We start from the raw sequence: 10471 nt of genomic DNA on the forward strand, positions 1-10471 counted from the left end.
AATATGAGCCAATCGGCGCGGAACGTTTCCGTCCCGGCCATGTGCGTCAGTCCGCCCGTGCGTCTGCCCTCATCAGGACGATCCGGCCCGCTTTGCCTTCCGCCTTTAGGGGCAGATAGAGGGCCAGCGCCTCGGCGAAGGACTCCTGCTCGCCGGCGGGAAAGACCCCGCTGATGCGCTCGGCGGCGAGCGCCGGGTCGGCGATCACGATCCGGGTCGTCGCATACCGGTTCATTTCGGCAACCGCTTCGGCCAGCGTGACATTGTCGAATTCGAGCGTGCCGGACTGCCATTGGCCGATCCGGGCCGGATCGATCGCGGTGACCTGGGGCGGCTGGCCGGGCCGGGCCAGGGCCTGCTGGCCGGGATGGAGAAGGATCGGGGCCGCATGGTCCTGGGTCACCGAGACAGCGCCTTCGCGCAGCGCAATCCGCACGCCCTCTTCGCGGCGATAGATGTCGAATAGGGTGCCATGCGCGATCGTCTCGGTCTCGCCGGCGTCGACAATGAAGGGGCGCGGCCCCGGCGCGACCTCGAACAGGGCCTGGCCGGACACCAGGTGCAGGCGCCGCGCCTGCTGCGAAAAGAGGATTTCGATCTGAGTGTCCGTGTTCAGGTGAATCCGGCTGCCATCGGCCAGGGTGACATCGGCGCGTTCGCCAATCTCCGTGACATGGATCACGGGCCGGAGCTCGTATCCCGGGCTGGCCGCGGTCACGGCGAACAGCGCCGCCGCCAGCACAGCGGCCAGGGCCGCACCCGCCAGCAGGAGGCGCGGCAGCCGGGGGCGCCGGGGCAGTACAGGCCAGCTGTCTGCCAGTGAAGACTGGTCGAGCAGGACCAATGCGGCCTCGATTTCCTGATAGGCGGCGGCATTGGCGGGGTCTGCCTGCTCCCAGGCCCGGAAAGCCTGCCAGATCCGTTCATCGACGTCCGGATCCTGCAATTCGGCATGCCAGCGGGCCGCGGCCTCGCGCCGGTCGAAATCGGAAAAACGGTCCTGCACCATATCTGTCCCCGGCGGGATCAGCCCCCTGCCCGCGCCATGCGGGCAAGTGTCTCGGCAATCTCCGCCACCGCCATGGCGATATCAGTTTTGACGGTACTTGGGGAGACCTGGAGACGTGCGGCAATCTGTTTGTAGGATAAGCCCTCGAACCGGTGCAGCCGGAGCGCGTCGCGGCGGCGCGCCGGCATGGCTTTGAGCGCGGCCTCGACCTGCGCCAGGCTCTGGGCATCGGACATCTGCGTCTCCGGATTTGGGGTCTTCGGGCAGGCCATCCGATCTTCGGCTGCGCCGATCTCGTCGGATTTGCGCCGGCGCTGCGTGTCGCCGGATTTGAGATAATTGATCGAGAGATTGCGGACCATGGTGAAGAGGAGCGGTTTGAGCTCGGCGGCCGGCCGGTCCGGATAGGCCCGGGCCGCCGACAGGAAGGCGTCCTGGACAAGGTCTTCGGCGTCGCTTGCATGACGGATGCGGATCCGGGCGAAGCGGACAAGCTCTGCGCGGCAGGTGCGGTAAAGCTCGGTCAGGGCGGGACTGGGGGCAGCTGGTGCGGGCGGGCGAAGCGCGGGCTGGACGGACGAGGTTTGACGGCCGGTCTGCTGTAGCGGGAGGAGGGTTGGGGTCAGGGCGCGGTGGGTCATGGGCGTATTGTTGAAACTGATCAGCATGGCCAAGCACCACACAGAGAGGAACCAGAAGGAAACTTTTTCAACTATAGATAACCTGTAGTTCTCATTTTTGAGAATGTAAAGTTCTCATTTCTCGAAAATTCAAGCGCATTGGCGGTGACTGTTGCCGAAGGATTCGGCTATGGAATTACAACGCATATTTGGCGCGAATGTGAGAAACTATCGACGCGCCGCCGGGTGGACTCTGGAGGGGCTGGCTGCTGAAGTCGGCGTCTCGCGCGAGACAATCGGAAAGATCGAGAGGGGAACGGCTGCGCCACTTTTCGACACGGTAGAGAAGATTGCGCATGCCCTCTCGATAACGCCAGTGGAATTGTTTGGCGCATCACCCACACCCCCAGGAAATCGTGGAAAACTCTTGCTGCGAATTCACACGAAGTTGGCTGATATGAATGACAGACAGCTGGGACAGATCGCCAAGATCATGGACGTTTTGTCTTGAGAAAACATCCTACCTGTCTTTCGGGTTCGTCGTTCCACCAAACAGCTCAGGTCAAATAGACTTGCTGATATGTCATCTTTGTACTGAAGGAATACGAAACTAAAAATCTGGGCAGATTCCCGCGACGGCAGGGGGGCATAGGGATATCCAATATTAAATGAATGAGTTCGTGCCGAGAGGTGCGGCTTCTTTATTGGATGAGCTCATTTCCGCTTCTGAGGCTAGCGAAAGACTGGTGGATATTTTGATGGGAAGGGTGGTGCCGAGGTTGATCGCTGCAGAGACGTTTAGCGGCGTGGTCTGTTTAGTTTAGAAGGATCGGTCATTCAACATTCGGACAGCGAATGTCAGGGTCTGGCCCTTAGCGCCCACTGCATTGCCGCGCGTTGAAAACGCTAGCGCCATTGTCGAAGCCAAGCTAACTCTTGTGCATGGCTTCGACAATGGCGCACTCCCCGAAAATCCCTCCGCGTATGATTGAGAATTTGCGGCAGTGGTTAGCCTCGGCCATAGCAGACGAGAAATCCTACAACGTCCCGGCTTTTTGTGTCCGTCTCGGCCTGCCGCCGGGCGAAGCCGAGGAAGCGCACCGCAGTAAGTTCCGTTATGCACAGCAGCGACTCATCGGCGAGCCCACCGACGTTGTCATCAATGCCGCCCGCGAGCTTTTGTTGGAAAAGGACCACTTTGAGCTAAGCGAAGCCGTCGCCAAGATCGAAGAACTCGGCAGCGCTCAAGTCACGAGCCTTACCCGCCGACGCTTAATAACGCTGTTCGACGACGCGCCGCTAGCAACGGAACTCGATCATCTGGATTTTCTGCGCCAAGTATGGCCGCTGGCGGAAATGTCGGCGGGGACCGATAATGGCTCTGGTTCGATGGAAGACTTTCTTTTCCAACACACCGTGCGCAACGATGACATGACTAACCGCGAGATTCTCGAAGCGTTGGGTATGCTGGAGTGTTCAAAGGCTCGCCTGTTCGCCTTCTTGAAAGCGGTTACTGGACCTGAAGCGCAAATGCAGGAGCGGCAAGCTGACTTGGTCAGCAAGATCAATACCTTGTTGGTTCACGATGGCTATCGCTTGACCGAGGCCGGAAAGATGTCAGGCAGCCCGATCTTCACCGTCTGCGCCGCGCTGAAAGGCTCCCCCGCTGACGCCGTGATCGCACACAGCCTCGCCAACTTCGATCCAGACCAGATCGCCGCCCGCTGGCATACGGCGATGGAGAGCCGCGAAGCGTCACCTGGGCGAGCAATTACTCTAGCGCGGACGCTGCTTGAAGATGTTTGCAAATGGATCATCGTCGAGGCAGGCGAAAATTATAAGGAGAGCGACGATCTGCCAGGACTCTATCGTCAATTATCAAAACTCCTCAACTTGGCTCCAGATAACCACACAGAGCAGGTGTTCAAACAAATCTTGGGCTCATGCCAGTCAGTGGTCGAGTCTCTTGGGGCGTTGCGCAACAAGCTGGGCGACGCCCACAGCCTTGGCCCCTTGCGGGCGAGACCCTTGCCGCGCCATGCTGCGTTGGCCGTTACCCTAGCGGGCGGAATGGCAACCTTTCTCGTCGAGACTTGGCAAGCACGCAAGACCGAGAATGGCAAGACTATGTCATGACTGGCATAGAAAGCTAAGTTTTGACGCGCTAAGATCACGGTAAGGTTTGGAGAGACGCGGATGGGCGGTGGATAAAATCGGGCGTGCGGCAACTGGAGGACCTATGTCATTGGCGCCGATACCCTGATTCCAACCGGCCGGAACTTGCTGTTGCCCCCGATATCTGAGAATTAGAATCTTGCCACTACTCCGCGGCGCGTACCGGAGCCTGCCTAGAGTCAAGAACGCAACTAGAATGACTGAAAAATGACTTCATTCGAGCTGAGACGGGAAATTGCTGAAAGCGGCTACATCTTAATCACTCAGTACCGCCAAAATGATGACATCGTCGAAATCGCCAGCAACCTTGGCGAACCGCTAACGCCTTGGGAGGGCGGTCTCGTTCAGAATCTAGTGCCTCGCGAAGAAGCTCATCCAAATACGTATAGCGGAAACTTTGGCCTGGGTCGCTTTCCTTTCCACACCGATCTTGCCCATTGGCGCAGACCGCCGCGCTACCTACTCCTTCGATGCTTGGTTGGGCATAACGACGTCCCCACATTGCTGATCGATGGACGCGCACTCGTCGAGGCTATTCCTCGTGACACTCTAGCACGCGCAATTTTTAAACCCCGTCGGCCGCGCGACCGATCTCTTGCACTTCTTCGTCTATTCGAACCTGCGACAGATGGTGCCGATCTCCTAAGATGGGATGAGTTATTTCTCAGGCCAGCAAGCACTTTAGGCGAAACAGCTTATGAGCAGATTCAAGCATGGCTTGCTGAAAATGCCCCAAAGTCGGTTACGCTCGTTCAGCGGGGAGATACCCTAATAATCGACAACTGGCGCATGCTGCACGCCCGTGCGCAGATACCGCTCGGATGCGAGGATCGCTTAATTCAAAGAGTATATCTGGGAGATATGAATTGAAGAAGCCGATAAAGCCTGGTGCAACTCCAACAGCCTTAGACCCTGAGGCGCTCTACACGAAAGCCTTGCGATACGTTCAAAAAATGTATGACTGTGACAGCAATGATTGGGAATACGCTCTTTGGTCGAGTCTCTCCCTCGAATTTCTTGCCCGCGCCGCCCTTGCAAACATAAGCCCCGCGCTGCTCGCAGAAACAGACAGGAATGCTTCTAACCTATATTTTGCGCTCGGCTTCACGCCCTTTGAGGAGAGGTTCTCGCCGAGATCCATCGCAATCAGCGAGGTTTTCAAGCGTCTCGCGGGAATACTGCCAGAGTTCACAAAGGAACACGAAAGCTTCGGCGTTGTGCATACAGGAAAGCGTAATGCCGAGCTACATTCCGGAGAACTCGCATTCGAAGGTGTAAAAGGGTCGACTTGGCAACCAAGATTTTATCAAACGTGCAAAGTCCTTCTGACGTCAATGTCTATCCCTCTCGAAGAATTTGTCGGAAAAAATGAAGCGGAGGTTGCCAAGAAGCTCATTGACGCCGCAGCCGATGAGAGCGCGAAAGCCGTGAAAGGGGAGATGGAGGCTCACAGGAAAGTCTGGAATGCCAAACCCGACGACGAGCGCTCAGCCGTGAAAACGCAGGCCGCAGTGTGGGCTACCCGTCAATATGGGCACCGTGTCGACTGCCCATCATGCGGCTCAACAGCTCTCATCTTTGGCGAGCCGGTTTCTGCTCCCACACAAAAACTCGACGACGGCGAGATCATCGAATCTCAGGATCATTTGCCGACCCACTTCGAATGTGTCGCTTGTGGTCTAAAGATTGCCGGGCTTTCCAGACTTGCCGTGGTAGGACTCAGCGATCGCTACAAGAAGACCCAAACCTACGACGCTGCAGAATACTATGCGCCAGCTGACGATTGGTCCCACTACGAGGACGACAATAATGAACCTTGATAGTGTCTCAATGAGGAAACCAGTCTCATTCGACCTTTCTCAGATAACCACAATTGGGTTTGTTGAACCAACCAATTAATTGTGCCGGACATCACTATACCCCCCCGCGACGGCAGGGGGGGTATAGTGATGTCTGACAAAAATTGGGAGGGCGACTTTAAAAAGTCAAAAGCTCAAACCACGAGTCGGAGCTATTCTAGTCTGAACTGAGGGATTTTAAGAAGTCCCCCTCAGCGCCAGCCCGCAAAGCTGGCAAACCGGCCCCCCTGCCACAGACGAGCAGCCCCTTCGACGTGCTGAAAGCCCTGAAACCTTGAAATGGGTGCCAACCTGACCGATGCCTCCTTCCGACCGCGCTGGGTTTGAGAGCCGGCACGGTTTCCAGGCAGACATACCGGTGATCAGAGGGCGGCGCGGATCTCCAGGGCCGCGTTCGGCAAGGGTCGCTGCAGGCGGAGGCTCTTGTCTCCGCCGCCCAGCCATTCCAGGCAGTCTTTCGGGTCATGCAGTATGGCGGGCATGGCCTTTTCGTGGATGGGGCGCACCAAATCATTCGCCTCGGTCGTGAGGAAGGCGTAAAGCTCCCAATTGCGCTCTTCTTTTGAGCGGCGGGACTTGCCGGGTTGCTCTGCCAGGCGTTCCCCGTGCCAGGGACGCCAGATGCCGGCGAAGAAGGCGACCGGTGTGTCGGTTACAGTGAACCAGGTGGAGTCCCGCACAGGTTCGGCAAAGGCCGTGAAAGGCACGAGACAGCGATATGCCGGGTCCATCAGCCAGTCCCGGTTCACGTCCCGCCACCAGCGGCTGTCCAGATTGCGGATATTGGTAATCGGCTGGCGCTGGTTCGGGATTGGCGGAAAGCCCCAGCGCAGCAGGGCGAGCTCGCATTCGCCGGATGTGTGGTTTCTTATGATCGGCGCATCCTGGTCGGGATAGATGTTCTCCTGGGGAATGAGATTGTCGGTCGCCGGTGTGGTCACCAGCTCCCGGTCAAGCAGGCGCATGAAGGCGCGCATCTCCGCAACGGAGCCCCATTGGGCATATCGGTTACACATGAAAACAGTGAAATTCGTCTTGTAGGGAATAGCAAGCGCTTGACGCATGTTCCTGTTTCGTTCTTTTTGTCGTGTTTTCCAGAAGGGAGACATGAAGATGCGAAAACCCGAGACGATCGAGAGCCTGTATCTGGATTTTGACGGCTTCTTTGCCTCGGTCATGCAGCAGGCCATGCCCGCCCTGCGAGGCCGGCCGGTCGGGGTGATCCCGTTCGAGAGCGATGTGGCTGACAGCACGGTCGTCATTGCCTGTTCCAAGGAAGCCAAGGCGATGGGGTGCCAGAATGTCATGCCCGTGCCCGAGGCCCGCCGGATTTGTCCGGAGATCGTCCTGGTGACGCAGCGCCCGGACCTGTTTCGCCGGGCACACAACACGTTGCTGAATGAAATTGCCTGCGAGATCCCGATTGAGACCGTCAAATCCATTGATGAGCTTTGTTGCCGCCTGGATCCGGGGGACCGGCGCGCGCCGGAAGACCTGGCGGATCGATTGAAGCACCGCATCTCTGACAATGTCGGTCCCTATATCACCTGCTCAATCGGCTTTGCCGCCAACCGGCTCCTGGCCAAGACCGCCTGCAAGATGGACAAGCCGAATGGCACGACGATCTGGCATCCAGGCGACATGCCCGCGCCCTTGCTGAGCGTGCCCCTGGAAGACATTTCCGGGATCGGCGCGAGATTGCAGGTCCGGCTGGAACGCGCCGGCATCACCAGCATGCAGGCCTTGCTGGCCACACAGCCCAAACAGCTCCGCAATCTCTGGGGCAACGTCAATGGCGAGCGCATGTGGTACGCGCTCCATGGCTATGATGTGAAGGCGGTGCCGACCTCGCGGGGCATGTATGGGCATGGCCGGGTCCTGTCGCCCGGATGGCGGACGCCGGACAAGGCAGAAGCCTGTTCGCGTCTCTTGCTGATGAAGGCGGCGCGCCGGATGCGCCGGGACGGGTATTATGCCCGCCGCCTGTATCTGTGGCTCGACATCAGGGGGCGCGGCTGGTTCGGCGAACACACACTACCGAGCGTCCATGATGATCATGCCTGCCTGGCGGCCCTCAAGACAATCTGGGCCCGCGCCCGGCACCAGATCGGACGCAAATCCCAGATCATCCGGGCCGGGGTGACCCTGCTCGATCTGGTCCCGGCCAGAAACCGCCAGCTCGACCTGCTCACCGATGATGATGGCGCCTGCCAGCGCTGGGAGACGTTGACCCATACGATTGACGGCCTGAACAGCCGGTTTGGAAAACGGGTCGTGACCCTGGGAGAATGGACGCCGCCACCGGGCGGGTTCACCGGCGGCAAGATCGCCTTCACGCGCATCCCCAGCGCGGAGGATTTCTGGTGAGCTGGCTGACAGACATGCGCCTGACGGATCTCGATGAGAGCCAGCTCCTGGAGGCAAATTGTGTGAGATGCCTGCATACCTGGCTGCAAAGTCCGACGCATCTCCTGATCAAGGTGGACCATCGGGACGTGTATCTGGATGAAGTGGCGACGCATCTTGCCTGCCCGCGCCCGGGCTGCCGGCATGTCGGGGTGAGGCTGGCGCTTGTGCGCAATGATGACACGAGCGGCTTTGTGGGCGGCATGCCATAAGGCCCCAGCCGGAGCGAAATCAGGCGCGAGCGCCGCCGAAAAACGTCTGGATGCAAGGAGATAGCACAATTATTCTCCTTTAGGTTTACATTGGATTCTATCTTGCACATGTGTCCGCAAGGAGGGCTGGCCATGTCGACATGTCCCGATGCGCCACACATGGATCTGGAATCCTATGCCTATACGCTCACCCTGTCGCGCAGCCGCTGGGCCTGGGAATTCCTGCGGCGCAATCCGGACTTCCTGGCCGACGCCGGCCGGGAGCCGCCCGGCACACTCTCCATCCGCAAGGCCTGTCCCCGCACCCTGCTCGTCAAGCCACGCACCGACCAGGTTGCGGCAGACCGCTGGGGGCTCGCCTTCTTTCCGGATCCGGCGGCAAATGGCTATGACGCCCTCGCCTTCTGGTCTGCGGCCCGCTTCCCGCGGCAGGTCCAGCTCCAGGTCTCTCCGGCCATGCCGGGAGAGCGATGCGAGATCTATGAGCGCACGCGCAAGCTCTGCGACATCGTTCATCTGGTGGACATGGCCGGCCAGGAACATCTCCTCGTCAAGGGCAATGGCCATATCGTGCAGGTGCAATGTTCCGGCCTGTCCCTGCTCACCCTGGATCCGGTCCGGCTTGGCTTCCTCATTCGCGGGGTCGACACCTTCCAGCAGCGCGTCAACCTGCTGGCCGAAGCGCAGCGCGTATATGGCGACGCCGCCTCCCAGGCCAGGCTGGCCTGGACCCGGACCCGGCTCGCCTTGCGCAATGCGCTGATCGCCTGGGATTGTCAGCAAGAAGGCCTGTCGCTCCGTCAGACAGCCTGCGTGATCCATGGCCCCGAACGCGCCCTTGCGGCCTGGTCCGGCCCGAGCCGGGCCATGAAGGATGAAATGCGCCGCGCCCGCAAGCGGGCTTACGATCTGATCCATGGCGGCTATCGCCATTTGCTTTCACGCGCGCCCTCGGGCCGCCGGACACTCTGACCGCCGGGCAGCGTCCTCAGGCCCGGTCTTTCCCCCGGCCCGCTGGCGCGGGGCGCTTCGGATCCTTCAGGCCGACTGTGCGTCTTCGGGCCTGCGACTGGCCCGGCTTCGTCTCCGGTCCCCGGCCGTCCCGTCCGGGACAGCCGGGGCTGCGGGGGCTCGCCGGCCGGGGGCCGCACACCGCGCTTCCCACTGGCCTTGCGGCCAGAGGGGTCACGGGTGCGTGGCCTGACCTGGCATCAGGAAGCCGGAATCTCCTGCAGCAGCCCTTTGCTGTAGCGATGGGCGTCCTGACGCGCGAATCCGATCTGCTGGCAGAATGCCTCTGCGATGTCGGCGCCCTCCTCCACGATCAGGTCGATTGTCCGGGCGCCGCGTGCGGCCAGCCAGAGGCCCGCCTCTTCCATCATCTCCCGGCCATGGCCGTGCAGCCGATGCGCCGGGGCGACCGCGAGACATCGGACCCAGCCATGATCTCCCGCGAGTCCGGTCATGACACTTGCGACCAATTGGGTCCCGACATGGCCGACCAGCAGGGTGCGAGACCGGTCCATGAGGGCCCGGTCGAGATGCTCCGCCGTCCTTGGCGCGGCGGGATCCAGCGCGCAGCTCTCCCAGAGCCGGGTCAGGCGGGTCCGGTCAGATGGGCGGATGTCTCGGACATAGAGGGTCATGACCCAACCGGTCTCGGTGATTCCCCGGGTTTTGGCCAGCCTCGGGCGGGTCTGGCCGCAGCCTTCGCCAGGGCGCGCCGCACGCCGCAGGGACTCCCGGTCAGGCGGAGGGCGCGGACGACCGGTCTGCCCGGACCCGCCGGGTGCGCAAGGCGACGGGTCTGAAGGCGTCCTGAAATATCCCTTGTCTCCTACCTTTCCGCCTTGCGCGCCCGGCTAAGGGTCCGGCCTGCCGGCCTTCTCGCCGCCCACCCCCGCCTGATGCGGGAGGGATGTTTGGGCGGAGAGACGAGACCTGACGCCATGACCCACACGCCCCTCTCACCTCCCCTTGCAGCCGGCGCTGCACCCACACCTGCACCGCGACCGCGCATCTATGTGGCCTGCCTTGCTGCCTACAATAATGGCTGCCTGCATGGACGCTGGATCGCCGTCACCACGCCCGACGAAATCATGTCCGAGGTCCGCGCCATGCTGGCGGACTCGCCGCTGCCCGATGCCGAGGAATGGGCGATCCATGGTGCGACCAGAAAGTCGCATCTGT

The 10471-nt window shown here is 60.6% G+C and carries 12 protein-coding genes; 8 read left to right on the plus strand and 4 right to left on the minus strand.

Annotation, left to right across the window (positions count from 1 at the left end; translation table 11 throughout):
- Nucleotides 1–46: 46 nt before the first annotated feature.
- Complete coding sequence (locus HY36_RS03725) at nucleotides 47–1009, minus strand: FecR family protein (protein WP_051602483.1); 963 nt, start codon at nucleotides 1007–1009, stop codon at nucleotides 47–49.
- A gap of 17 nt (nucleotides 1010–1026) precedes the next feature.
- Entirely contained in the window at nucleotides 1027–1677 is a 651-nt protein-coding gene (locus HY36_RS03730) for an RNA polymerase sigma factor (RefSeq protein ID WP_155841688.1), read from the minus strand.
- A gap of 142 nt (nucleotides 1678–1819) precedes the next feature.
- On the opposite strand from HY36_RS03730, the gene HY36_RS17625 reads away from it, so the two are divergent.
- From HY36_RS17625 to HY36_RS03750, 4 genes are all read left to right on the plus strand, one after another.
- Nucleotides 1820–2140, plus strand: coding sequence for a helix-turn-helix domain-containing protein (locus HY36_RS17625; RefSeq protein WP_051602485.1), 321 nt, complete (start codon nucleotides 1820–1822; stop codon nucleotides 2138–2140).
- A gap of 473 nt (nucleotides 2141–2613) precedes the next feature.
- Nucleotides 2614–3765 (plus strand): abortive infection family protein, encoded by a 1152-nt coding sequence (locus HY36_RS03740; protein ID WP_035548627.1) that lies wholly within the window; start codon nucleotides 2614–2616, stop codon nucleotides 3763–3765.
- A gap of 246 nt (nucleotides 3766–4011) precedes the next feature.
- Nucleotides 4012–4674, plus strand: a complete 663-nt coding sequence (locus HY36_RS03745; protein ID WP_035548630.1) for a TauD/TfdA family dioxygenase — start codon at nucleotides 4012–4014, stop codon at nucleotides 4672–4674.
- Nucleotides 4671–5624: a hypothetical protein gene (locus tag HY36_RS03750; protein WP_035548633.1), complete on the plus strand. Its 954-nt coding sequence runs from the start codon at nucleotides 4671–4673 to the stop codon at nucleotides 5622–5624. The genes HY36_RS03745 and HY36_RS03750 overlap by 4 nt, the downstream gene beginning before the upstream one ends.
- A 401-nt stretch (nucleotides 5625–6025) precedes the next feature.
- On the opposite strand, the gene HY36_RS03755 is transcribed toward HY36_RS03750, so the two are convergent.
- Nucleotides 6026–6679, minus strand: coding sequence for an SOS response-associated peptidase (locus tag HY36_RS03755; RefSeq protein ID WP_035548745.1), 654 nt, complete (start codon nucleotides 6677–6679; stop codon nucleotides 6026–6028).
- Nucleotides 6680–6776: 97 nt separating this feature from the next.
- Between HY36_RS03755 and HY36_RS03760 the strand changes: the two genes are divergently transcribed.
- The 3 genes from HY36_RS03760 (at nucleotide 6777) to HY36_RS03770 (ending at nucleotide 9253) form a co-directional block, all read left to right on the plus strand.
- Nucleotides 6777–8030: a Y-family DNA polymerase gene (locus HY36_RS03760; RefSeq protein ID WP_035548748.1), complete on the plus strand. Its 1254-nt coding sequence runs from the start codon at nucleotides 6777–6779 to the stop codon at nucleotides 8028–8030.
- Nucleotides 8027–8281 carry a hypothetical protein gene (locus HY36_RS03765; protein ID WP_035548639.1) on the plus strand — a complete coding sequence of 85 codons (255 nt, stop codon included), beginning with the start codon at nucleotides 8027–8029 and terminating at the stop codon, nucleotides 8279–8281. Before HY36_RS03760 ends, HY36_RS03765 begins: the two co-directional genes overlap by 4 nt.
- A gap of 132 nt (nucleotides 8282–8413) precedes the next feature.
- Nucleotides 8414–9253 carry a DNA -binding domain-containing protein gene (locus HY36_RS03770; RefSeq protein WP_081806024.1) on the plus strand — a complete coding sequence of 280 codons (840 nt, stop codon included), beginning with the start codon at nucleotides 8414–8416 and terminating at the stop codon, nucleotides 9251–9253.
- Nucleotides 9254–9492: 239 nt separating this feature from the next.
- On the opposite strand, the gene HY36_RS03775 is transcribed toward HY36_RS03770, so the two are convergent.
- Complete coding sequence (locus HY36_RS03775; RefSeq protein WP_051602488.1) at nucleotides 9493–9927, minus strand: GNAT family N-acetyltransferase; 435 nt, start codon at nucleotides 9925–9927, stop codon at nucleotides 9493–9495.
- 303 nt (nucleotides 9928–10230) lie between these two features.
- On the opposite strand from HY36_RS03775, the gene HY36_RS03780 reads away from it, so the two are divergent.
- Nucleotides 10231–10471: antirestriction protein ArdA (locus HY36_RS03780; RefSeq protein ID WP_035548645.1), on the plus strand; the 241-nt coding region annotated here is incomplete at its 3' end.

It is taken from the genome of Hyphomonas atlantica corrig. (genome assembly GCF_000682715.1).
In the GTDB taxonomy this organism is placed as follows: Bacteria; Pseudomonadota; Alphaproteobacteria; order Caulobacterales; family Hyphomonadaceae; genus Hyphomonas; species Hyphomonas atlantica.

Coding starts and splice junctions, on each gene's coding strand:
- HY36_RS03725 (WP_051602483.1), bottom strand. CDS start 1,009: ATGGTGCAGGACCGTTTTTCCGATTTCGACCGGCGCGAGGCCGCGGCC.
- HY36_RS03730 (WP_155841688.1), bottom strand. CDS start 1,677: ATGCTGATCAGTTTCAACAATACGCCCATGACCCACCGCGCCCTGACC.
- HY36_RS17625 (WP_051602485.1), top strand. CDS start 1,820: ATGGAATTACAACGCATATTTGGCGCGAATGTGAGAAACTATCGACGC.
- HY36_RS03740 (WP_035548627.1), top strand. CDS start 2,614: ATGATTGAGAATTTGCGGCAGTGGTTAGCCTCGGCCATAGCAGACGAG.
- HY36_RS03745 (WP_035548630.1), top strand. CDS start 4,012: ATGACTTCATTCGAGCTGAGACGGGAAATTGCTGAAAGCGGCTACATC.
- HY36_RS03755 (WP_035548745.1), bottom strand. CDS start 6,679: ATGTGTAACCGATATGCCCAATGGGGCTCCGTTGCGGAGATGCGCGCC.
- HY36_RS03760 (WP_035548748.1), top strand. CDS start 6,777: ATGCGAAAACCCGAGACGATCGAGAGCCTGTATCTGGATTTTGACGGC.
- HY36_RS03770 (WP_081806024.1), top strand. CDS start 8,414: ATGTCGACATGTCCCGATGCGCCACACATGGATCTGGAATCCTATGCC.
- HY36_RS03775 (WP_051602488.1), bottom strand. CDS start 9,927: ATGACCCTCTATGTCCGAGACATCCGCCCATCTGACCGGACCCGCCTG.